The organism is Anabaena sp. CS-542/02 (assembly GCF_028331085.1).
GTDB classification, from domain to species: Bacteria; Cyanobacteriota; Cyanobacteriia; order Cyanobacteriales; family Nostocaceae; genus Anabaenopsis; species Anabaenopsis arnoldii.
Map to the genome: position 1 here is coordinate 1 of NZ_JAQMTM010000105.1, position 23,776 is coordinate 23,776.

Here is a 23,776-nt window from a genome sequence, read left to right on the forward strand (position 1 = left end):
GCTCTGGGTTGAAAAATTTCGTTTGATGCTACACGGGGAGCCGGGGGTTAGAAACCCCCGTCTCAAAGCTCAAGTCAGATAAATCTGACTAGAAGATCATGTATTGGATGGTCTTGACGAGATGCGATAGCCAAGCGCTGCTGTTAAAGAGTAAGATCCCCGACTTCTTAGATAATTGGCATAATCTCATATAATTTGTCCAGAAGTCGGGGATCTGTGTGACACCGAAGATCATGTATTTGATTATCTTGACGGGATGCGATAGCGAAACGCTGCTGTTAAAGGCGATCGCGAAGCGCTGCTGCAAGCACATCGCGTAACACACAGGAAATTTACCCAGATATCATAAATATTGAACCCAGTACCGGCGAAATAGTTTTATATTCCCAAAAATCTATCTTTAGATAGATGACAAGATTGCCTAAATAGTCATACAGAGGCTTAGGTATCAAAAAAATATTTATTTACATATGATTTGAAATTAAATGTGATATTATCGGTCTAATTTGATTCAAAATACGTTAAATATCGACTAGTTTTCAGTAACATTGACCCTACGCACTGTTACTAGATTTATGGCTGCGCCGCAGTTGTAAATTCCAAATCATCCCACGCAATAAATGGTATAAATTATGGCAACTGTTAAGCAGATTTTGCACCGATTCCCAGATGCTGCTACATCTAAACAGGATTTAGGTGTTAAGTAAGTTTGAGAGATAATTGTCAAATTTTGTGTTCTGCTTGCTGTGTAGGCATTTCCAATGCTACCAGTCAATCAAAATAGTTACAAACTATTCATATTTAGTCGATTGTTGCTTAACAATTGAGATGGCAAATTCTACTCAAATATACCTGAATCGCCATCTGGGTAGGCAAATTACATAAAGTTCATTTTGTCAAGGATTGTTAATATGCGCTTACCCTGGTTGAACTATACCCTCACCGGACATTCAGATGGGGTTTATTCAATAGCCTTCAGCCCGGATGGTCGCACCTTAGCCTCTGGGAGTGGGGATGACACCATCAAACTGTGGGATGTCGCCACCGGGAGGTTAATCGCCACCCTCACCGGACATTCAAGTTACGTTCGTTCAGTAGCCTTCAGCCCGGATGGTCAAACCTTAGCTTCTGGGAGTGATGATGGAACCATCAAACTGTGGGATGTAGCCCCGGGGAGGGAAATCGCCACCCTTAAAGGACATTTATTTAATAAATATTCATTTTGGGTTGAGTCAGTAGCCTTTAGCCCGGATGGTCAAATCTTAGCTTCTGGGAGTGGGATAACCATCCAACTGTGGGATGTAGCAACCCGTCGGTCAATCGCCACCCTTAAAGGACATTCATCTGGGGTTTGGTCAGTAGCCTTCAGCCCGGATGGTAAAACCTTAGCTTCTGGGAGTTGGGATGAAACCATAAAACTGTGGGATGTCGCCACCCGGCGAAAAATCGCCACCCTCACCGGACATTCAAATAGGGGTGATTCAGTAGCCTTCAGCCCGGATGGTAAAACCTTAGCCTCTGGGAGTTGGGATGAAATAAAACTGTGGGATGTCGCCACCCGGCGAAAAATCGCCACCCTCACCGGAGATTCAGGGTCGGTTAATTCAGTAGCCTTCAGCCCGGATGGTCAAATCTTAGCCGCTGGGAGTGGGGATATCAAACTGTGGGATGTCGCCACGGGGAGGGAAATCGCCACCCTCACGGGACATTCATATGGGGTTTATTCAGTAGCCTTCAGCCCGGATGGTAAAACCTTAGCTTCTGGGAGTTGGGATGAAACCATCAAGATTTGGCAAATGCGTTTAAAGTCTGACAACAATGATGGTTATGAAGAGGATGATGGTGATGAAGAGGATGATGAAAAACCACCAGTTTTGTCACCGGAAGAAAGAAGAAGGATTAAAGAAGAAAATATTAACGATCTGCATATAACAGTAGATCAAAATCCTGAATTATCTAAGCTAAAAAATGCAGCAGATGATGATGCTTGGGAATATTTAACAGAATGGATTGCTGAATCTATTTGTGATATTAATTTCCGCGCAGCTAGTAAATCAGTTACAAGATTAACCAAAAGAGTCCGACATAAAACTCCCCGTGAAATAGCACACCAACTAATTATTGATAAATCCTTACAGGCAGCAGGATTAGAATTAATTAGAGATGTGGTAGCAACGGTTAATAATATTTTAGATGCATTAGGAGCAGAGGGGATTGATCTGCCAGAAATAGCCAAATTAGGGGCAGAGATGATTTGTCAAATCGCAGAGATTTATGGATTTAATATAGATGCTCCTGAAAGAAAACAAGAAGCTTTATTTATATTTGGCTTTATTTTCTCAGGAGAAAAAGTAATAGATATAGGAATAGATTGGTTAAAGTTGGGTTACATTGAGAATAAACTCCTAAAAGTCGGCACTAAAGCCTTAATGATTTATGGTACAGGTCATGCGGCTTGTTTCTATTATGAATATAAAGATAAATTTGAATTTAGTCTCATTCCTCCAGATGATTTACTCAATAAATTGAGTCAAGAAAGAGATAATTACTTCCCAGATGATGTATCGGAAGCAACTGTCAAACAAAAATTAATAGTAGAAATTTCCATTGCTTCCTATAACGATCCTGACCCCAAGATTAGGATAAATGCCATATCCCAAGCCCTGAACTATGGGGACGATGGGTTTAACTTACTTCTCCAAGCTTTAACCACAGATGAATCAGCCGATGTCAAGGATGCGGCTTATAATCTCCTGTACTCTAAGTATGGCAAGTTAATTGAATCTGTAAACGCTTATCAAGCAGAAAAATCACTAACATCATGGGAGTTAGAATATACCCTCACCGGACATTCAGATTGGGTTCGGGTTCGTTCAGTAGCCTTCAGCCCGGATGGTCAAATCTTAGCCTCTGGGAGTGATGATGGCACCATAAAACTGTGGGATGTAGCAACCCAAGAGGAAATCGCCACCCTCACCGGACATTCAGATTCGGTTAATTCAGTAGCCTTCAGCCCGGATGGTCGCACCTTAGCCTCTGGGAGTTGGGATGACATCAAACTGTGGGATGTCGCCACCCAAGAGGAAATCGCCACCCTCACGGGACATTCATCGTCGGTTTATTCAGTAGCCTTCAGCCGGGATGGTCAAACCTTAGCTTCTGGGAGTTGGGATAACACCATCAAACTGTGGGATGTAGCAACCCAAGGGTCAATCGCCACCCTGACCGGACATTCAGGGTCGGTTAATTCAGTAGCCTTCAGCCCGGATGGTCGCACCTTAGCTTCTGGGAGTGATGATGGCACGATCCAACTGTGGGATGTCGCCACCCAAGGGTCAATCGCCACTCTCACGGGAGATTCATATGGGGTTAATTCAGTAGCCTTCAGCCCGGATGGTCGCACCTTAGCTTCTGGGAGTGGGGATGAAACCATCAAACTGTGGGATGTAGCCACCCAAGGGTCAATCGCCACTCTCACGGGAGATTCAGGGTCGGTTAATTCAGTAGCCTTCAGCCCGGATGGTCGCACCTTAGCTTCTGGGAGTGAGGATAGCACCATCAAGATTTGGCAAAGACGTTAATTACAGCGCATTTCATCTGAGTAGGTACAAGGGCGGGCAGGATGCCCACCCCACAAGATTTATGATATTAAGGTGTGTACTTTATTTACTTGAAAAGTGCTGTAAGCTATAGAGATTCTCACAAGAAAATCGCAAAAAAGGCACGGAAGCCAGGCTTTAGACAGTGAGGGAGGAGGCGATCGCGTGTTTGTTTGAGAGTAGACTAGTTGACAATTAAATATATAAACATATACAATTATAGACACACTTATAAGTGTATTTATGTTAAAACCTCATGAGTTTGCACAGAAGATTGGGGTGTCTGTCAAGACGTTGCAACGATGGGATTCAGTCGGGAAACTTCCTGCTAAAAGAACATTATAGCAACCGCCAAGGTGGTTAGGACATAAACAGAAGATAAAACCATTGAAATTCAAGCGTTTCAAGGCTTCCCCCTGCTCCGGTGCCCCCTGCCCCCTGCTATATTATGGCGCATATTTTTAGATTATCTGGGTTTATACGGAGTCGTGCAAGATTTGAGTCCCCCATGCTCCTCATGCGGTAGCAAATTCTGTCAAACCCCGTTTATTGGGATGATGAAAGCCTAAAACAATATCACTTTGGGGTATTCCGGCTGATAATAAGTCGTCAACAACACATAAATTTGTTGCGTCTTCTTCTACCCAAATTTTGCCATTTTTAATGCACAGATACATGATGATATGCTGGACTAACTTTTTATCATCCCAGCCAAACCGAAACCAAAGATATTGGTCTCTTGCTTCGTCAAAAGCCAAGCGATCACTTGCTTCAATTTCTCGATTTTCTCTATCTTGATTCTTGGTCATTTCATAATATTCAGTCAATATTTTCTGAATCGCCTCACGGTATTTTTCTAGCTTATCCATTGTTTTATTACCTCCTTTTCCATATCTACAACTATTAACAAAACGTTATTTTCATTACTTACTACCTGTACAGATTTTCGTTGAAAAAACTCTCCATAAACGACATCATCAACGGCTAGATATAGTTTATATTCTGGTTCAGTAAGTTGAATAAGTTTACGATAGACAATGTATTGACCTAAAGCACTATGAAAATCGTACATTAGCGACTTGCCCACAAAACTCTTAATTTCTACAACAATCTTTTGTCCTTGGCGTTCTGCGGCCAGAGGTTTTTCTGCTGCTAAATCAGCGAAGAGTTCAGCGTCCTCATATTTAATAAAGTATGGATCATCCGTAATAGTCCAACCGTCTTTTATTAATGCGTTTTTTACTCTATCATGGTATAAATCTTTCGCTGGCATAGTAAATTGAGTAATTAACACTTTCATTCTAAAAAATTTTAAATGCCAGTCACAGCTTTATTATAATAAACTCGCCTCTACCCTGCTTCCCCTCTCCCTTGCTCCCTCTTTCCCAGCTCTAAATGTCTAGACTTGTCTAGGATTTATATAGCAGTTGATGAAATGCGATCGCCCCTAGAAGCAGCTACAGAAAACCACTCAAAGATCAAGTAGTGTTAAACTTCAAAAGCACCAACACCTTAAACTGCGTGTACATGATGGGTGGGTAAAAATGGTCAAAATCACTGGACGTAAATTTGTAGGTCGAGAAAATGTTTATGATATTGGGGTTGAGGGTGACCATAATTTTGTGATTAAAAATGGTCTCATAGCCTCTAATTGTTTCAATAAGTCTCATTCCACCGCCTATGGATATGTAACTTATCAAACCGCGTATTTAAAGGCTAATTATCCGTTGGAGTATATGGCGGCACTGTTGACGGCGAACAGTGGCGATACGGATAAGGTGCAGAAGTATATTAATAACTGCGCTAATATGGGGATTACAATAGATGCCCCGGATATTAATCGTTCTGGTCTGGATTTTACACCGATAGATGGAAAGATTTTATTATTTGGATTTACAGCAGTGCGGAATGTGGGACAAAATGCGATCGCCTGTATTTTGTCTGCAAGAGATGAGGGGGGTGATTTTAAGTCCCTAGCTGATTTTTGCGATCGCGTGGATCTGCGTGCCATTAACCGGCGGACTGTGGAATCTTTGATACAGTGTGGAGCTTTTGATAAAATTGAATCAAATCGTCACCAATTAATCCGTGATTTAGAACTAGTTTATGATTGGGCCCAATCCCGCGCCAAAGATAGGGCTATAGGTCAGGGTAATCTTTTTGATTACTTGGGTAATAGTAATACTACTAGTAAGCAAACAGGGAATAATGCTTTTGAAACAGTTCCCAAAGCTCAACCTGTGGCTGATTTGATGCCCCAGGAGAAGTTACGCATGGAAAAAGAATTACTGGGTTTTTATGTATCAGATCATCCCTTAAAGTCCTTAAAGCCAGCAGCATCGCTGCTAACTCCGATTAACCTTTCACAATTTAAAGAACAAACAAAAGATACAAAAGTTTGTGCAGTGGTGATGCTGAACAATGTCAAAAAAGTGATGACTAAGAAAGGCGACCAGATGGCAATTTTACAAATAGAGGATTTAACTGGACAATCGGAAGCGGTGGTTTTTGCCAAAACCTATGAACGCATCAGTGAGCAACTCGAAGTTGATGCGAGGTTAATTGTCTGGGGTAAAGTAGATCGGCGAGATGATCAAAATCAACTGATTGTTGAAGATGTAGAAAAAGTTGAGCAAGTGCAAATGGTGATGGTGGAACTGAATCCGCAACAAGTAAGTGACATCCAAACCATGCATAATTTAAGGACGATTTTACAAGAACATACAGGGGACAAAGAAAGGGCAAAAATTCCGGTGGTGGGAATTATACAATCAGAAACTGCTCGGGAATTGGTTCGCTTTGGTTGGCAATATTGCGTTCAAGATTCTCACAGTACAGTGGAAGCTTTGAAAAATGCTAGATTTAACGCAGATGTTAAATCCCTCACAGGTATTTAACATCTGTGGAATTTAGAATTATATTTTCTCTTGGGGTGGCTTTGCAATACCTTGCTTGAGGAGAGTGGCCTCAATTTCCCTGATGAATTGCATATCTTCGGGGGACAGAGGCTGGTTTAGGTTTCCAGAATCTTCGCTGAAAGGGGGTTGCTTGTGGAGAAAATCGAATGCTTGGCGGAATTGATGGGGACTGGCTGAAATAGGCGAATCGAAATGACAAGCAATAATCTGGCGAAAATCCCAGGTTGCTACTTGTTCAGCCCACATTAGGACTTGTTGAGGTGCTTGGGGTAAAATGAGAACTTGGAGGATGGGGGCTACAAAGGGTCGTCCATTACCTTGGAGGGTATAGAAAGACTTTTGCCAATCCTCTCGCCACCGAAAGGGAAATAAACCAAAGTAAGCTTTTGGTGAATGGTCTGGTGCTTGGAAAGCATCCCGTAACATTTCCCCTAATCCAGTGGTTGCTAAGGAATGAGGACTAAAGTAGACTGCAAATAGTGAAATACGTTGCCATCCCTTGCGGCGATTTTCTGGATGATCTGTGATGGCTTCCCCTCCATGATCGCGAGCATGGAATAGTAAGGGGTAAGGGTCTAATTGGTTGATTGGGGGTGGTTCTTCGGGTATGGACAGTATGGAGTCAGTCAGAAGTAGGGTGTGCGATCGCTTGTGAAAAAATGCCACTTCTACAAATGAACCGCGTCCCAAGTTGATATCCAGCACCTGATAATCGAACTCATCAGCAAAAGGACTTTGACTACTATCTTCTGGGAGTACCTGAGTGCGTTCTGGGGGAAAACCCAGCCAACTTAGGGGTAAATTGATGGGGAAACTCCATTGATGGGGAGCAACAAAAACCTGTGCTTGGGGGAAGCGGCGAGCAAAAGGACCGACAAAAACCTTATGTTCTAGACCGGAGCTAGTGGGGAGAATAATGTATTTAACATGGCCGTGTTGTGTGACTAAGTTGTTAACGAGGCGGACACATTCAGGAGTGGGAGCCACTGGGGCGTAAACCAGAAGACCACCCCGTGCTAGTTTAACCACGGTCATCCGAATCGGCACAACAGTGTAGAGAATGCCTTGAAGCTGATCGAATGTCCAGATAGTATCTTTGACTATTTCTGAGCAAATTGTCCGCCGTTTACCGTAGGGATATAGAGGTACAGCTGGCCAGAAGTGCCATGACCAATCTCGGGGATGAGTACTGGATTGTTCCATTTATGTCTGTGGACGTTGAGGTTTTACACTGTTAATTGTGATTATTGCCATTAAGGCGATGGCGAAAATTAGTGCCAGGTTTCTCAGTAAAGAATTTTGCCACTGCTTGATTGCGATCGCCACCAATGCCCAAACTGTGACTCCTGTATAGGCAAAGTCTCGGTGTTGGGTGAGAATGAGGGCTGCAACAGTAAAAGCCACTAATAACATAATAGCAGTCCATATTTCAGGAGAAATCCCCCAGCCTTGCCAACGGTGAAAATACAAAGCAGAGGCTACATTAACAATAGTTGCTACACTAATCCAGCCCAGATAAATACTGATAGGGAAGTGAACACACCACCTCTTGATTTGAGAAACAGATTTTTTGCCAATGCCTAAGCGCAAATAGATAGCAATTAGTGGTATGAGAATTAAGAGTATGGCGATCGCAGACAGAGCAAAGAGTTGGGAGAGGAAAAGATATACCCAGATAATTTGAGCCGCAGAGGCAATCACCAACAAGTACCCGCTTTTGCGTAAATCGTCATCATACCTGTGGTTGGGGAGAAATTGATAAATTCCGAAAGTGAATAAACCTAGATAAATCAGTCCCCAAATAGCAAAAGCATAGTTAGCGGGGATAATCAGGACATTAGCGAAGAAAGTATTAGAAATTTGTCCTATAGTCAATCCCCGGAGCGGATAAATATTAGATACTACGTTGACAACAAAGCCGGCAATAATTGCGCTCAAAGTCGTAACTTGCCTGATCAAATCCCCATCATTTCCAGATGTAGAATTCTGCATAAGAGAATCATAAGATTTATGTCCTGGTCTACTTTTATTTTACCGCTTTATGGAATAAGGGTTGATTTTGACAAACTGCCTCATAGCAGAAGTAGAAAAGAGTAAAAAAATATCAAATATAAATAGGTAACAAACCATCAAAGGAGGTTTGTCAGTGGATAACACATTTACACAGAACCAACATTTAGTATCAGTGGCAGCAGGTGAAGTAAACTTAGAGGGGAATTTGGTGATTCCTGATGGAGCCACAGGTATAGTAGTATTTGCTCATGGTAGTGGTAGCAGTCGCCATAGTCCCCGTAATCGATATGTTGCTGGAGTTTTACAACAGGCTGGACTAGGAACGCTGCTAATTGACTTACTAACTCATGAAGAGGAAAAAATTGACCTGATAACAGGACATTTGCGCTTTGATATTGAATTATTGGCATCGCGACTAGTTGATACCACCGATTGGCTAACACAGTACCCACAAACCCATCACCTGCAAATAGGTTACTTTGGAGCGAGTACAGGGGGCGGTGCGGCTCTGGTAGCTGCGTCCAAACGCCCTGAGTCTGTGAAAGCTGTAGTTTCTCGCGGCGGGAGACCTGATTTAGCCGGTTCAGCCTTACCTGATGTCCAAGCGCCAACACTGCTAATTGTTGGTGGATACGATACCCCAGTGATAGGGATGAATCAGGATGCACTGGAACAATTACGTATACAAAAGCAGTTAGAAATTATTCCCAGAGCCTCCCATTTGTTTGAAGAACCGGGGACATTGGCAGCAGTAGCACAGTTGGCGAGTGACTGGTTTACCCGTTACCTGACACCGGAAAGCTCATAAGCAAAGCCCTCAGATAGTCTCTGGGGGCTTTGATGGAAAACAATATTGTCCCACCCTTTGCTGGGTAGGACTGGCTATCTATTCCCACGCTATAGGCAGATGGGAACCTCGGCAAAAGAGGTTAATTGCGGAAACGTCTCTTACTTTGCCTGTGTTTGGCAATTTCTTTGCGCTTGCGTTTTTCCAGAGGGGTTTCAAAGTGACGATGCTTCCTCATATCTGGAAAAATACCTGCTTTAGACACTTCTCGCTTAAACCGACGTAAAGCTGACTCGATAGCTTCATTTTCACCCACTATGATTTGGGTCATTATCTCTCCTAATAAGTTGATTTAATTGATCGTTCGACAGTCGTAACGAATTCAGTTACCTAGAGTATACAAAAAACAGACCTTTGTGATTGAAAGCTGAGTAAGGTTTACGGGAGCCGCTAACCTATCGGCGGTTCTGTAAAACCTAGCCAAAGCTATACAATTGCGGGAGAAGCTGACCAAAACCAGAGTAAATCTGTTGCCTGAGCAGTTCAAAACCATATATCATCTTCGGTCACTGTTTTAAGGTGGTCTTAGTATGACTACTAAGGGGTTTGTCCACTCCAGAGGCTGACATGGTAGAACTCACCGCATCTAAAAGGGTACACCGACCGCCGGACAGCGTTTGATGCGACATTTAAGGAAACTGGTGCTAAGACTCCCACATTTGTATAGGATTTAGGATTTTTGCCACCGGGTTTCTAGATGTCTTTGAAAGGCAGTGGCAAAGCCTGGCTTACAGGAGTTGTCCACGCTTACCTACTTCGCTTTTTATATATGAGCTTTACCGCTATGGAAGTAGTTTAGCATTTGTAAACGTCCTATGGGAATCGGGTTTGATTTTCGCACGGGGAAGGTAAATTAACTATCAATATAATACGGGAGGGTGACAAACCTTAGCTTTGAGGTAGCGGGGGAAACGCGAGACGAAGCGTTTTAACCCGGAGTATCTCTTATTTACGACGTTGATTGTCAATTGACCGAAATTTTGTTTACCTGTAGTCACAAATATGGTTATCAACAAGATATGACAACAAGTTATAGAGAACGATACCACTTAAAGCCGGGTTTACTGGGGAAGATTACAACTGTTTAGAATCGACTCTCTTTCAAGGATGGGAGATGTTAAATCTAGTGGCTTGTAGCTGATTTTCTAGGTTTGCACGTAAGCGCAAGTCTGCTATTGACCAAACCCACAAGTTATTTGTAGACAACATAAAATCTTCTTGTTTATGAGTGACAATTGCATCTAATTGCCAATACTTAGCACAGCATAACTCTACAGCAGATTCAAAATCCACCAGGGGTAATGAACGTGCCTTTTGGAGAATGTGCGGGTTAACCTGAGAGACTCCAATTTTTTCCTGTAACCAATATAATACTATCTCAGCAATATTACTAGCATTTAAGCATTTGGCATAGGCGGAAATTTTTTGCGCGCCGAGATTTGTCAGATACATCTGAATAAATGGATTTACTTGGTCTAATAATTGTCTAATATCTTCTGTAAATTCTTGGCGATTCATCAAAGCTTCTAGTATTAAATCAGCATCCAATAAAATTCTGATCACTTGAGATCCCCTTTATAGTCCGATAAAGATAGCGTCAGAAAACAGCTGAGAGCCATTAATTTTACATTCCTGATCTGGATATTTTACGTACTTACTTTTAGAAAAATCAATTAGTAAGACTGTAATTTAAACAACTCAAGTCGTAGGTATAAATGGGCTTTAGCTATCTCAATTGGGTATGAACATAATTAAATACAAGCTGAACTAGCAAGATTTCAGATAGGGTGTGAAATTAGGCTTGAAGTAATGTTCAGCCCAATTATCTGCAATTGAGCTCAAGGGAAGTCTCAGAGGATGTCTGGTGTGGTTTGATGGATGAATTGATTCGTTGAGTCGGGGAATGGGGAAGACAAACGGACGGCTTTTAGCCGTCCGAATCTTGGTTAAATCTAAAAATTTAAGCTCGGCCAGTCTGGTTGACGATAATAGTGGGTCATGTCATCGAATTTCCGTAGTTCCACAGAGTGGATGAAAAATTCTGGAGAACTTTCCAGCCATTGCTGATTCAATTCAGACAGCATAGTGGTGAAATTTGTACGGTCTAAATCTGAGGAGATGTCGCCAAAATAGCCCAATGTAATGTGGGCTGTCAGGTGATAATGCTGTTCAACACCCAAAGCCATTAACTTGGGATTTTGATAGATTTGGCGGCGAAATTGAATAATCTGCTCATAACAACGTTGGTCTTGAGGGACTAAACAAACACCTAGGGCTCTCGGCATGACTATCAGCCCGAGCATTTGCCATTGAATCGGAGGGGTTCCGTTTGTGATGGATTGTTGATATTGCTGCAATATTTCAGCACAACAGGAACGTAACTCTTGTTCAAATTCCGGGTTTTTTTCGCAGGTATGAAGATAAGCACTGTCCCAAATCAAGTCAGCTAAAGTCAAATGAAAGCTAGTAGGGGGTACGGGGACAATCAAATCACTATTGACAGGTAACTGTAAAAGTTCCTGCTGGTAAGATTGTAATTTTGTATAGAAGGTAGAGTTTTTCCCATCTTCGTCCCCCGGTGGGGTAATGAGTGAATACCCAGGAAAAGGTGTAGCTTGTCTGAATCCAGAATGTAAATGAAACTTACCAGATTCCTGAATATGCTGAATTTGGGATCTGTAAGCTTCTGGTAGCGTCATTCTTGCTACCCGATTTAGGTAAGTTTGATAGTTGTCGTCCAATCTTAGTAGCCTCGCGCTCTCACTTGATAGATTTTAAGGAAATTTACTCAGATTATGCAGAGTGATTTCAAAAGTGTTGAACTTTTTTTTCAATGTTTCTATTCTTGAGTTATAATTATTACAAAATTCTAAGTATAATTTACTTTTTTTGTGGAGATGCTGGCGCGGACGGTTAGCCGGTTCTGGTCTGCATGGTAACCCATTCTTGGCATATCAACCATCTGCCAAAAGAGCAATTAACTTATCGAGGTTGGCTAAACCTTGAAAGCTTACTGAGGGATAACCGCTCCCACGCTCCCATTGAAGTAAGAAATAAATGTCTAGACTTGTCTAGGATTTATATAGCAGTCAATTCTGTGTTTGGTAGATATGAACAGCAATTCATCCCCTGAGTTGCTGTGAGTTTATGAGTCGTTATGCGTAAAATAAGTAGGTTAAAAGGCAAAGGGACGCAGGGTTAATATAGCACTGGGGGTTAAGGAGGTCAAAAATACGACAAGGCAAAAGGATATATAAACTATGACAAAAATATTAGATACTCTGATTAACTCTCTCTCAGGTGTAAAAATTATTACCGAACCTAGCCACGTGGCGAAATTATCTCAGGATTATCACACCTTTAGCCCAGTTCTAATACCAAAGCTACAAGGAAAAGTCGGGGATGTGGTTGTGCGTCCCAGCAATGAAAAAGAGGTAATAAAAGTTGCCCTGGCTTGTGTAGAATACCAAATACCTATAACTGTGAGAGGTGCGGGGACTGGTAATTATGGGCAATGTGTGCCTTTACATGGCGGCGTAATTTTAGATATGTCGCAGATGCAGGGGATACCTTGGGTAAAACCGGGGGTAGCACGGGTAGAAGCTGGGGTAAAGTTGGCGGCCATAGATAAAAAAGCTAGGGAAATAGGCTGGGAAATCCGGATGGCACCCTCGACATACCGCACAGCGACTATTGCTGGGTTTATTGCTGGTGGAAGTGGGGGGATTGGGTCAATACAATATGGGTTGTTAGGCGATCGCGGTAATATTTTAGCCCTGCGAGTGGTCACCTTAGAAGACCAGCCCCGTGTAATGGAATTGCGAGGTGAGGATGTCAGTAAAGTAACTCATGCTTGGGGTATGAATGGCATTATTACTGAGGTGGAAATTCCCTTAAGTCCTGCTTACCCTTGGGCGGAAGTGATTGTTACTTTTAATGACTTTATGGCAGCTGGGAGGTTTGGGCAAGCACTGGGTAATGGGGATGGGATGATTAAAAAATTAATTGCGGTGTTTGCAGCGCCCATTCCCGAATACTTTCATCCACTACAAGACTATATTCCTCAAGGTAGTCACTCAGTCTTGTTAATGTTGGCGGAACCGAGTTTAGAATTATTACCCGGTTTAGTGCAGCAATATGGTGGAGAAATTACTTATAAAAAACCAGTTGCAGAAAAAAGTCTGAACTTGGGGGAATTTACTTGGAATCACACCACCCTTCACGCCCGGAGTATAGATAATTCAATTACCTACTTACAAAGTATGTTTCCGCCTGATCCTAATTTGGAATTGGTAGAGCATATGTATCATTACTTTGGTGATGAAGTGATGATGCATTTAGAATTTTTCCGAGTGAATGGGAGGGTAATTCCAGGTGCTTTACAGCTGGTGCGTTACACCACAGAAGAACGCCTGAATGAAATTATTCGCTATCACGAAGCCAAGGGGGTATCTATTGCTAATCCCCACACATATATTATTGAAGATGGGGGGAGAAAGGTGATTGACCCTGAGCAGTTAAAGTTTAAGGAAATGGTTGACCCTTATGGGTTAATGAATCCTGGTAAGAGCAAGGTTTTAGAATTTAAGAAATGAAGCTGTGAAGATTCTGGCAGTTATGCCTGGGATACAGCATCTATTCCAAGTTCTAGAGATAGCTGTATATATTGACTTGGTTGATGAATCTTTGCAGATGAAGTGTATTGATTCCTGTGCAAATAAGTTTTTACAGAATTCGCTAAAGCCTTTGCTAATAAAGGAGGTACAGCATTACCAATCTGGTTAAACTGATTGTTTTGGGAACCTTGAAATTGAAACCAATCAGGGAAACTTTGTAGACGCGCGCCCTCACGAACTGTCAGCCTTCTTCTCCGTCCATCTGGTAAACGGATGCGTAACATATCACCGGTTGGACTGGATAAATTTCTACAAGTGACTGTTCTAACAGGGGAATCCAAATGAATATCTCTAGGATTGATGCATTTAGAAGCTATCTCATACTTTTTAATATATTCATCCATGCTAGAAGTCAGAAATTTAGAATTCGGTGGTGCTAAATATGCTAATTCTCCCAAGGCTTCCCCAGCAGTGTAAGGTGAATATAAATGTGTTTTTTCGGGCCACTCCCACCCGCCTTTATGTGCTACACAAAACAGTCTCTCTCGTTTTTGAGGTACACCATAGTGGGCGGCGTTTAAAATTTCCCATTCAACTATGTAATTAAGTTCTTTTAAGGCTAAAACAATTTCTGCAAAATATTTCTGATTACGAAATAGCATTCCCCTGACATTTTCAAACAAAGCTAGTTGAGGACGATAACGCTCAACAGCAGCAAGAAAAGTTGGGAAGCCATCACGACTATCTTTTAAGCCTAATTGATGACCACTGACGCTAAAGGGTTGACAAGGGGGACCGCCAATTATAACTGTAGCTCCCTCAATTAAATCAGATAATGGTGTTAAATTAACCTGATGACAGACACTCGGCAGATTATGTTGATATGTCGCGCAGGCATCTGCTAAAAGTTCGTAACCAATTGTTGGAAAACCTGTAGCTTCAAAGCCAAGGGCTAACCCACCACAACCGGCAAATAAATCAATGACTAAATGTTGAGTTTTATTTGTTTGAGGTAGTTGTAGTTCTGTTTCTAGAAAGTTCGGGTAAGGCGGTCTGAATGTCAAGGTTTGAAATCAAATCTTAAAGAACTAGTCAGATAAAAGTAGGGCACAGGCCCTAACTATAAATCTTTAAGGGGTGAAAATCTATGGTGTGAAGACCTGGACAGTATCATTTGGGACCGATAATTGCACCCGTGCGCCGATGGGTAGGGGGATATCAGCTATGGTGCGAGCATGAATTTCTTTCCCAGAGGCGGTTTTTAAACAATAGAGATACTCTCGCCCTAAAAATCTGCGGCTGTGAATAAATACAGGGGAATCAGTGGCAGCTTGTAATGTTAAGCCTTCCTGACGGATCATGATTTCACCTGTATCGTTGCTGAGGTTAACTGGTAATTCAAAATTACCTACTTCGGTTTCCCAAATATTACCTTGACGGCGGGCGGGAAGGAAGTTAGCCTGGGTGACAAATTCAGCCACAAACCTGGATGCAGGATGAGTGTAAATTTCTTCTGGTGTGCCTATTTGTTCTAAGTGTCCTTGTCTCATGACACCGACTAAATCTGAAATAGCTAGCGCTTCTTCTTGGTCATGGGTAACAAATATGGCTGATGTACCTGCGGCTTTGAGGATGTCTCGGATTTCTTCGCGCAAGCGCAAACGGACTTGTATATCAAGATTGCTTAAGGGTTCATCCAAAAGCATGAGTTGAGGTTGGGGTGCTAAGGCGCGGGCGAGGGCGACTCGTTGCTGCTGTCCGCCTGAGAGTTCGTAAGGGTAACGTTTTTCTAAGCCTTGCAGGTTGACTAGTTCAATGACTTGGCTGATACGTTTTTGTATTTGCTGTGGTGTGGAATGTTTTAAGCCAAAGGCGACATTTTCCGCGACGGTTAAGTGGGGAAACAGGGCGTAGTCTTGAAAGACAATACCGATGTCACGGTGTTCGGGTGGAACAGAAACAGAACCGTCACCAACTATTTTACCGCCAATTTCAATTTTTCCTGCTTGCAGCTTCTCAAAGCCGGCAATCATGCGCAACAGGGTAGTTTTACCGCAACCAGAGGGGCCGAGTAATCCTAATATATCTCCTTGTTGGAGGGTTAAGGATACGTTATTGACGGCGGGAGGGACATTTGGGGAAAACTGCTTGGTGATATTTTCTAATTGGACAATTGCTTGTTGCATGGTAGATAAGAAATAAAGCGATGAGGAAATTAAAATTTGGGTTGTGTTTTGGGGTTAGGTATGACTTTGTCTTCTTTAACGTTTTCTTGAGATAGTACTAATAAGGTTGAACCCATAGAAACTATGAGCATTGCTAGGGAGGAGGCTGCTGCGTCTGCAAAAGCTACGTTTTCTGTGGCTTGCCAAATTTCTGTGGCTAGGGTGTTAAAGCCTATGGGTGCTAGTAACATTGTGGCGGGTAATTCTTTGATGGCGGTGAGAAATACTAGTACTGCACCACTGATTAAACCTGGTTTGACTAGGGGAAGGGTGATTTCTTTTAGGGTTTCCCAAGGAGTTCTACCTAGGCTGCGTGCTGATTCTTCTAGCTGGGGATTTATTTGTAAAAGACTAGTGCGTATTCCTCCCATTGATTGGGGCAGAAATAAGACTAAATAGGCAAATACCAGCATTGGTAATGTTTGATATAGCCAGGGTAAGTAGTTAGCCCCAAAAAAGACTAATGATAAAGCGATGACAATTCCTGGTATGCCAAAACTGATGTATGAGCAGCGTTCAATGATGGCGCTGATTTTGGTGGGGAATCTGACTGATAGGATGGCTACAGGTAAGGCAAATATTGTAGCAGCGATCGCAGCTAATCCAGCTGCTGAAACTGAGTTGAGGATACTGGGTAACAAGTTGGGGAAGTTGTAACCGCTGTTGATCCCCCGAATTAGCCAAAATAAGGTGATACCTACTGGTAACACTACACCGAAGCTAGTAATCAGTAGGCAAAAGCCCAGAGCTGGCCATTTCCAAATTCCTAATTTGACAATTTTGGGGGGACGCAGGGAGGCGGATCCGCGAGTGTAATATGCAGCCCGCGATCGCATGCGATACTCTAGCCATAAAATCAACAGTACCAGTGTTACCAACATTAAAGATAACACTGCGGCTGTGTTGCGGTTAAAGCTAGCTTTGTATTGCATGAAAATTACCCTTGTAAATGAGTCAAACTGCATTAAAGAGGGTGTACCGAAATCGCGCAGAGCATACAAAGCTACTAATAACCCCCCGGCAATCATTGATGGTTTCAGTTGAGGTAGAACCACCTTAAAAAAGGTTTCGTGACTACCATAACCCAGACTGCGCCCGGCTTCTTCTATAGAAGGGTCTATACCTTGTAGTCCTGAACGTACACTCAGGAGTAAGTAAGGGTAAGTAAACAAAGTAATTGCTAAAACCGCACCGGGAAAACCATAAATAGAAGGTAACTCTTCTACTCCCAAAGGTTGTAATAGTAACTGTAAAAAACTCCCCCTTGGCGCTAAGGTGGCAATCAAAGCAAAACTGCCCACATAGCTAGGAACTGCTAAGGGTAATGTAGTGGCAATTAACCAAAATTTACGTCCTGGTAGGTCTGTGCGCACTGTTAAAAAAGCTAATGGCACAGCAATTATTGCGGAAAATACAGTTACTGTTGCCGCCATAGCAGCACTCTGTAAGAATACATCAATATTACGGGGACGAGTGATTAATGCCCAAAACTCATCCCCACCAATACCGACTGCGCGAATCACTAAATATACTAACGGTAGGGTAATAGCCACAGCTACCACCGCCGCCGCTAATATAAGAAATAATGGAGGGCGAACCGATGATTTCAATTTTTACAAAACTCCTGCCTCTTGTAGCAATTCTAAGGTTCCTTCTAAATCTTGTAAATTAGTCAGGTTAATATTTGGCCCCTGAATCTGACTTAATGGTACTTGATTTGCTGGCCCTGCTACTCCTTTGACTAAAGGATATTCATTTGTTTGTGTAGCAAAGTATGTTTGTGAACTTGGTTTGAGTAGGTAGCCAATAAATCTTTCTACGTCTGATTTTTGCTTGGTGGATCCCATAATTGCGACACCTGCGATGTTAATCATCGATCCTGGGTCTTTATTAGTGTAGTGAGTCGCCACAGGAAAATTAGGATTAGTTTTTTTGAAGTTAGCTAAGTAGTAATGATTCGTGAGACCGATGTCAGCTTCTCCGCGTCCTATGGCTTCGACAATTGTAGTATTGTTGCGGTAAACTTTTGTGCCATTAGCTCTCATAGCTCGTAGCCATTCCAGAGTTCTGGTTTCTCCTTCCAGGGTGCGCATGGCGGTAACAAATGATTGGAATGAACCGTTAGTTGGAGCCCATGCTACTTTACCTCGCCATTGTGGTCTGCTTAAGTCCCAGATGGACCTTGGTAGTTCACTTTGTCGGACGCGATTCGTATTATAGTTTAATACCCGCGCCCGTCCAGAAATACCCATCCAATTTCCCCGGGGAGAACGAAAGCGCGGATCTACTTGGTTGAGTAGGTCAGGCGAAATGGTTGTAGTTAGCTTGCGTCTTTCTAACGCGCCTAAAGCACCTGCATCTTGAGCAAAAAATAAGTCAGCACGGGTATTTTTACCCTCTTCTACAAGAGCAATAGCCAACTCCGCAGTATCACCATAACGCACTTGGATATTCATACCCAGGTCTTTTTCGGCTTGTTCGAGTAAGGGCGAAATCAGTTTTTCTCCTCTACCCGAATAGATAGTGATAGTTTTTGTCTGTGCATTTACACTCAGACCAATTCCCCAGCTGAGCATGAAAGCTAAAGCTCCGGCTGAAACTTGCTTTAATGACAAAGTTTTCAATTTTTTACCCTCGATTTTTCCTTAACAGAAATATTTTTCAATAGATTTGACTACTTATAAGTATTATCATTAAGTAGTCCTAGTAAGCAAGAACAATTCTCAACTTTTTTCTAAGCAGGTTCTGCTGGTCTGAGCTAACCAAGAGCCAGATCGGCTTAAATGACTGCTACTTCCTGCATGATTTGTAGTGTTTTATCCAAATCATTGAGGTTACTCAAATCAATTTTTTTATTTTGTTGGCGAATTTCAGTGAGTGATTTCAAATTCCCTTGGGGAGAAATTCCAGAAACCAGAGGATACTCATAAGTTTGATTAGCAAAATAGTTTTGAGCATCTTGACTGAGCAAAAATTCTGTAAACCTTTGAGCTATATTAGGATGCTTGGCAGTATTGAGAATCGCTACGCCGGCGACATTGACTAAAGACCCAACATCTTTAGTGAAATGATGTGCCACTGGAACTTGAGGATTCTCTTGTTTAATTCGTTCCAAATAGTAATGGTTAACAAGTCCTACAGCTATTTCACCACGACTTAAAGCTTCCACTATTGATGTGTTGTTAGGATACACCTTTGGCTGGTTAGCTTTAATACCTTTTAACCATTCCTTTGCTTTCTCGTCACCCTCGGCAACCCGTAACCCAGTGACAAAGGATTGAAACGAACCATTGGTAGGTGCCCAGGCGATTTTCCCTTTCCATTTCGGGTCAGTAAAGCCAAAAATTGAAGATGGTAATTCCTCTGAATTGACTAATTTAGTATTGTAATCTACTGTACGGACTCGACCCGTAACACCTACCCATTTACCCTCTGGAGAACGGTAAGCACTATCGACCTTATTCAGGAGGGAGTCGGGTAATTTTACGGCTCTACCGGCTTTTTGCAGCGCGCCGAGAGCGCCTGCATCTTGACCAAAAAATACATCTGCGGGACTATTTGTACCTTCTTCCAAAATTGCTGATGCTAATTCAGCCGTATCACCATAGCGGACTTGAATTTTAGCGTTAGTTTGTTGTTCAAACTGCTTGATTAATTCACCGATGAGTTTTTCGTTGCGTCCTGAGTAAATTACTAGTTCTGATTCTAACTGTGTGGCGGTTTGATCAGAATTCCCATTGCAGGAAACTACTAATCCAGCGCTAGCAGTTGCTATTCCTAAATAAATAAATTGGCGACGTTTCATGCTTTCCCTAAATCGGAACTATTACAGATTTTGATCAAACAATCAACTGCTATGGCTACTTGAGAGAACAATTGTGCTCCTCCTACCAATTGGATGCAAAGATGACTGATTTTGCAGTAATGCTGTTTTTTTTAGTTGATATTATTGACAATAAGTTTTAATTATGCTTCCGTAACTACTTGAGATTAATTTCTATTAAATCAGAATTTTGCTCTAAAAGCAATTAGATCCATATAGGAATTATTCGCGAATAACTAGGTGGGTAAGAATTTTACGGAGTAGGTTTAGTTTCTCAACAGTTTTCGGCTATCAACCATTTTGCCTGTCCCTGGGGTGCAATGCATTGTCATGGAAATTTCAGGGATACTGGGGCGATCGCGCTGAGTGAGCCTAGGAAACGGACGTATAATCGAGGTCTATAAATTGATCTGTCTGTAGTTACTCAATTTAAGGTACAATCAAAAGCCTGCTAATTAATGACAATGCTGCTGACAGGAGATGCATATGGCCCGGATGTATTATGACGAAGATGCCAATTTAGACCTTTTGGCTGGAAAAACTATTGCCATTATTGGCTATGGTTCCCAAGGTCATGCCCACGCCCTTAATCTAAAAGATAGTGGTTTAAATGTGATTGTGGGACTATATCCGGGTAGTAAGTCAGCAGCCAAAGCGGAAGCGTCTGGTTTAACCGTGAAATCTGTAGCCGATGCTGCGAAAGCTGCTGATTTCATCATGATTTTATTACCGGATGAAGTCCAAAAGACAGTTTACAAAAACGAAATTGAACCAAATCTAGAAGCTGGTAATGTTCTGGCCTTCGCCCATGGCTTTAATATTCACTTTAGCCAAGTCGTCCCACCTGCTAATGTAGACGTGGTGATGGTTGCACCCAAAGGACCGGGACATTTAGTACGCCGGACCTATGAGCAAGGACAAGGGGTACCGGCGCTGTTTGCAGTTTATCAAAATGCTAGCGGTCAGGCACGCGATCGCGCCATGGCTTATGCTAGAGGTATTGGTGGTACGCGGGCTGGTATTTTAGAGACCACATTCCGGGAAGAAACCGAAACAGATTTGTTTGGTGAACAAGCGGTATTATGTGGTGGTTTAAGCGCCTTAATTAAAGCTGGATTTGAAACCTTAGTAGAAGCTGGTTATCAACCAGAGTTAGCTTATTTTGAATGTCTCCACGAAGTCAAACTAATTGTTGACTTAGTTGTAGAAGGCGGACTAGCCCAAATGCGGGATAGTATTTCTAACACTGCTGAGTATGGCGACTACACCCGTGGTCCTAGAGTAGTGAACGAAACAACCAAAGCGGAAATGAAGAAAATCCTCAGCGAAATTCAATCTGGGCAATTTGCGCGGGAATTTGTCTTAGAAAACCAAGCTGGTAAACCAGGATTTACTGCTATGCGCCGCCAAGAAGCTGAACACCCCATTGAGGAAGTTGGTAAAGATTTACGCGCCATGTTTAGCTGGTTAAAGAAAGTTTAATTAAGCTTTGTAGTGAGGGCTTCAGCCCTCCACACTCTTAAATATTTGAGTACTTTTCCTTAATGGCGGGGTACTGACGCATCAAATTTGTTGACACTCCCACGGCTAGAAGCGCGTGGGATTCTTGCTTTTTTTTGGAAAAAATCCCTTCTTTGAGCTACCTCAAAGACAGCATCATAATATTTATGCCAGATTAGGGGTATGATGAATTCGGAGGGTCACGCCGATGACCAAAACTACCCTCAAATCCCCAAACGCTTCCGGACACGAAGTATTAGCCGCAGCGGGTAAAAAATATCTGCGTCCCGGTGGACGAATAGGGACAGAAAAATTATGTGAATGGGCGAATTTTCAGCCGGGTGAAACAGTTTTAGAGTTAGCTTCTAGCTTTGGATACAGTGCTATATCCTTAGCGCAACGCTACCATGTGAGAGTAGTGGGGATCGAAAAAAATCCTGATAGCGTAATTCGGGCGCGGGAAAATATTCGCGTAGCTGGCTTAGAAAATCAAATTGATATCATTGAAGGTGATATTTTTCATTTGGATGTCATCCCCAATAAGTTTGATTATGTTGTAGCGGAAGCCATTCTCACAATGCAGTCTACCAGCGGAAAAGCCAAGCTGTTGAGGGGAATACATAACCGACTGAAACCGGGAGGTAAGTTCCTCTCCCATGAATTATTAGCTGATAACAAAGAAAAAATAATTGCTAGTGAATTATCCAAAGTAATTCGCGTTAATGCTAGACCACTTTCAGCAGACAACTGGATAACAGCTTTTGCAACAGCAGGATTACAAGTAGAAAAACATCAAACTGGAAAAATTAATTTATTGAACTTCCAGCAGATGTTGCAAGATGAAGGAATTATGGAAACCATGGGGATTTTATGGAATATATTCACCCAGCCATCTATCCGTCAAAGGGTATTAGAAATGCGTCATGTCTTTCATAAATACCGCCAGGAATTAGGCTATATCATTTTGTGTGCTGTTGCTCAATAGCAGCATAACTTGAGTATAACTTGTTGGTGAAATTGTGTCAAACTCTTTCCTTGTGCCTTTGTTCCTTGGTGTACTTTGCGCTTATTTTATGGCCATATATCCTCAAAACATCGGAAAAATGACTAATCAAACCAAATCTACCGAATATTTAGTTACCCAACTGCGAGAAAAAATTGAATACCCCCGTGCTGGGGTTCTGAGCAAAGTAATAACTCAAGATAAAAATTGTCAATACACCTTATTTTGTTTAGCAGCCTCAACAGAGATTTCTGAACATACTTCTACTCGCAATGCTAGCATTAATGTTTTAGAAGGAAAAGGTTTACTAAACTTAGCAGGGGAAGAAATTACACTTGAACCGGGAGTTTTTGTTTTTATGCCTGGCCATGCACCCCATGCTTTAAAAGCAGAAGAAAATTTAGCTTTTTTACTCACCCTTTCCGACAAAGTATTAGATAAATAATAACTTTAGGGGCGCTCAATTGCCAGATAAAATCCTCAAATTCGATTTATTTAACTTTTTTTCTTTTGTGCGCCTCTGGGTTTCTGGGTGATTTAAATTGATATTTACCCTCAGCCTACATCTAGTTAATTATCCTTTCATCTAGTATAAACTACCGGGAAATTTGAAGAGGAATTTACCCAAATGTCAACCTTAATTTCTACTTTCAACCAACAGTTAGATATTTCGCCAGTGCAATTAGAAGCTATATTGACAAAATCCCTGGTGGAATTTCTCAACTCACCGGAACTGCGAGCAACACTCAATAGCTTAAATACTAATTTGCTCAGAAAAACTTTACCTACAGCCGGACAGGTTTTAGCCAAAGAATTACCGCCTTTTTACCATTGGTTAAAAAAAGAGTTAGGTATTAAGCGTGTTCCTGATAGTCCTGACCATACAACTAAATGGGTAATTGCTTTTGTGAATAATCAAGAAAGTTTAATGCATTTGGTTGAGTTACATCGTCCAGTTCCGCGCCTGGCTTTAGAAGCTTCTATTCCTCGGTTGGTGGGAGTGTTTACAGGTGTGGAAGATGAGCAAATTAAGCAAGAATGGCAAAAAGCTGTGGCTGCACTCTGTTTAGTTTTAGTGGTTGCTGCTCGTGAGAGGATGTTTGTCAAGTCATGATTAGTGTATCAACTATTGCTTGACCCCACCCTCTCCTTGCAAGGGTAGGTTTTTAATATGATCTGTGAAGGCAAGACTAGGAAGACAAGGAAGGAAAGTGGACAAGGAAGATTTTATA

The 23,776-nt window shown here is 42.1% G+C and carries 19 protein-coding genes and 3 pseudogenes; 10 read left to right on the plus strand and 12 right to left on the minus strand.

The window, feature by feature from the left end; genetic code table 11:
- Positions 1–911: 911 nt before the first annotated feature.
- From PN447_RS18730 to PN447_RS11965, 3 pseudogenes are all read left to right on the plus strand, one after another.
- Positions 912–1,781, plus strand: a pseudogene (locus PN447_RS18730) (WD40 repeat domain-containing protein); the annotation flags it as partial.
- 1,050 nt (positions 1,782–2,831) lie between these two features.
- Positions 2,832–3,581 (plus strand): annotated as a pseudogene (locus tag PN447_RS18735) (WD40 repeat domain-containing protein); the annotation flags it as partial.
- Positions 3,582–3,842: 261 nt separating this feature from the next.
- A pseudogene (locus PN447_RS11965) lies at positions 3,843–3,935 on the plus strand (MerR family DNA-binding transcriptional regulator); the annotation flags it as partial.
- A 179-nt stretch (positions 3,936–4,114) separates the two neighbouring features.
- Here PN447_RS11965 and PN447_RS11970 read toward each other — a convergent pair.
- Positions 4,115–4,468 carry a XisI protein gene (locus tag PN447_RS11970; protein ID WP_271763253.1) on the minus strand — a complete coding sequence of 118 codons (354 nt, stop codon included), beginning with the start codon at positions 4,466–4,468 and terminating at the stop codon, positions 4,115–4,117.
- Positions 4,456–4,872 carry a XisH family protein gene (locus PN447_RS11975; RefSeq protein WP_271732955.1) on the minus strand — a complete coding sequence of 139 codons (417 nt, stop codon included), beginning with the start codon at positions 4,870–4,872 and terminating at the stop codon, positions 4,456–4,458. Before PN447_RS11975 ends, PN447_RS11970 begins: the two co-directional genes overlap by 13 nt.
- Positions 4,873–5,143: 271 nt before the next feature.
- Here PN447_RS11975 and PN447_RS11980 point away from each other — a divergent pair, with 271 nt between their 5' ends.
- Positions 5,144–6,496 (plus strand): helix-hairpin-helix domain-containing protein, encoded by a 1,353-nt coding sequence (locus PN447_RS11980; RefSeq protein ID WP_271763254.1) that lies wholly within the window; start codon positions 5,144–5,146, stop codon positions 6,494–6,496.
- A gap of 18 nt (positions 6,497–6,514) precedes the next feature.
- On the opposite strand, the gene PN447_RS11985 is transcribed toward PN447_RS11980, so the two are convergent.
- Both PN447_RS11985 and PN447_RS11990 read right to left on the minus strand, forming a co-directional pair.
- The gene (locus PN447_RS11985) at positions 6,515–7,720 is read right to left on the minus strand and encodes a DUF4336 domain-containing protein (protein ID WP_271763255.1); all 1,206 of its coding nucleotides are present in this window, start codon (positions 7,718–7,720) and stop codon (positions 6,515–6,517) included.
- A complete protein-coding gene (locus PN447_RS11990) occupies positions 7,721–8,509 on the minus strand; it encodes a tryptophan-rich sensory protein (protein WP_271763256.1) in 789 nt (262 codons plus the stop codon).
- A gap of 154 nt (positions 8,510–8,663) precedes the next feature.
- On the opposite strand from PN447_RS11990, the gene PN447_RS11995 reads away from it, so the two are divergent.
- Complete coding sequence (locus tag PN447_RS11995) at positions 8,664–9,338, plus strand: dienelactone hydrolase family protein (RefSeq protein ID WP_271763257.1); 675 nt, start codon at positions 8,664–8,666, stop codon at positions 9,336–9,338.
- A gap of 121 nt (positions 9,339–9,459) precedes the next feature.
- On the opposite strand, the gene rpsU is transcribed toward PN447_RS11995, so the two are convergent.
- From rpsU to PN447_RS12010, 3 genes are all read right to left on the minus strand, one after another.
- Positions 9,460–9,648 carry a 30S ribosomal protein S21 gene (rpsU, locus tag PN447_RS12000; RefSeq protein ID WP_017803988.1) on the minus strand — a complete coding sequence of 63 codons (189 nt, stop codon included), beginning with the start codon at positions 9,646–9,648 and terminating at the stop codon, positions 9,460–9,462.
- An 830-nt stretch (positions 9,649–10,478) separates the two neighbouring features.
- Positions 10,479–10,940, minus strand: a complete 462-nt coding sequence (locus PN447_RS12005) for a hypothetical protein (RefSeq protein ID WP_271763258.1) — start codon at positions 10,938–10,940, stop codon at positions 10,479–10,481.
- A gap of 389 nt (positions 10,941–11,329) precedes the next feature.
- Complete coding sequence (locus tag PN447_RS12010; protein WP_271763259.1) at positions 11,330–12,118, minus strand: DUF1868 domain-containing protein; 789 nt, start codon at positions 12,116–12,118, stop codon at positions 11,330–11,332.
- A 519-nt stretch (positions 12,119–12,637) separates the two neighbouring features.
- Here PN447_RS12010 and PN447_RS12015 point away from each other — a divergent pair.
- Positions 12,638–13,972: an FAD-binding oxidoreductase gene (locus PN447_RS12015; RefSeq protein WP_271763261.1), complete on the plus strand. Its 1,335-nt coding sequence runs from the start codon at positions 12,638–12,640 to the stop codon at positions 13,970–13,972.
- 20 nt (positions 13,973–13,992) lie between these two features.
- Here the strand turns inward: PN447_RS12015 and PN447_RS12020 are convergent, their stop codons facing one another.
- The 5 genes from PN447_RS12020 to PN447_RS12040 all read right to left on the minus strand — a co-directional run bounded on the left by PN447_RS12020 (position 13,993) and on the right by PN447_RS12040 (position 20,023).
- On the minus strand, positions 13,993–15,057 hold the full coding sequence (locus PN447_RS12020) for a DNA cytosine methyltransferase (RefSeq protein ID WP_271763262.1): 1,065 nt from the start codon (positions 15,055–15,057) through the stop codon (positions 13,993–13,995).
- Positions 15,058–15,138: 81 nt separating this feature from the next.
- Positions 15,139–16,179, minus strand: a complete 1,041-nt coding sequence (locus tag PN447_RS12025; RefSeq protein ID WP_271763264.1) for an ABC transporter ATP-binding protein — start codon at positions 16,177–16,179, stop codon at positions 15,139–15,141.
- 29 nt (positions 16,180–16,208) lie between these two features.
- Positions 16,209–17,828, minus strand: coding sequence for an ABC transporter permease (locus PN447_RS12030; RefSeq protein ID WP_271763265.1), 1,620 nt, complete (start codon positions 17,826–17,828; stop codon positions 16,209–16,211).
- A 3-nt stretch (positions 17,829–17,831) separates the two neighbouring features.
- Positions 17,832–18,842, minus strand: a complete 1,011-nt coding sequence (locus PN447_RS12035; protein ID WP_334311102.1) for an iron ABC transporter substrate-binding protein — start codon at positions 18,840–18,842, stop codon at positions 17,832–17,834.
- Positions 18,843–18,997: 155 nt separating this feature from the next.
- Entirely contained in the window at positions 18,998–20,023 is a 1,026-nt protein-coding gene (locus PN447_RS12040) for an iron ABC transporter substrate-binding protein (protein WP_271763267.1), read from the minus strand.
- Between the two features lie 504 nt (positions 20,024–20,527).
- On the opposite strand from PN447_RS12040, the gene ilvC reads away from it, so the two are divergent.
- From ilvC to PN447_RS12060, 4 genes are all read left to right on the plus strand, one after another.
- A complete protein-coding gene (gene ilvC, locus PN447_RS12045) occupies positions 20,528–21,523 on the plus strand; it encodes a ketol-acid reductoisomerase (protein WP_271763268.1) in 996 nt (331 codons plus the stop codon).
- 226 nt (positions 21,524–21,749) lie between these two features.
- The gene (locus PN447_RS12050; RefSeq protein WP_271763269.1) at positions 21,750–22,526 is read left to right on the plus strand and encodes an SAM-dependent methyltransferase; all 777 of its coding nucleotides are present in this window, start codon (positions 21,750–21,752) and stop codon (positions 22,524–22,526) included.
- 118 nt (positions 22,527–22,644) lie between these two features.
- Entirely contained in the window at positions 22,645–22,989 is a 345-nt protein-coding gene (locus tag PN447_RS12055) for a cupin domain-containing protein (protein WP_271763270.1), read from the plus strand.
- A gap of 183 nt (positions 22,990–23,172) precedes the next feature.
- On the plus strand, positions 23,173–23,658 hold the full coding sequence (locus tag PN447_RS12060) for a hypothetical protein (RefSeq protein ID WP_271763272.1): 486 nt from the start codon (positions 23,173–23,175) through the stop codon (positions 23,656–23,658).
- Positions 23,659–23,776 lie beyond the last annotated feature (118 nt).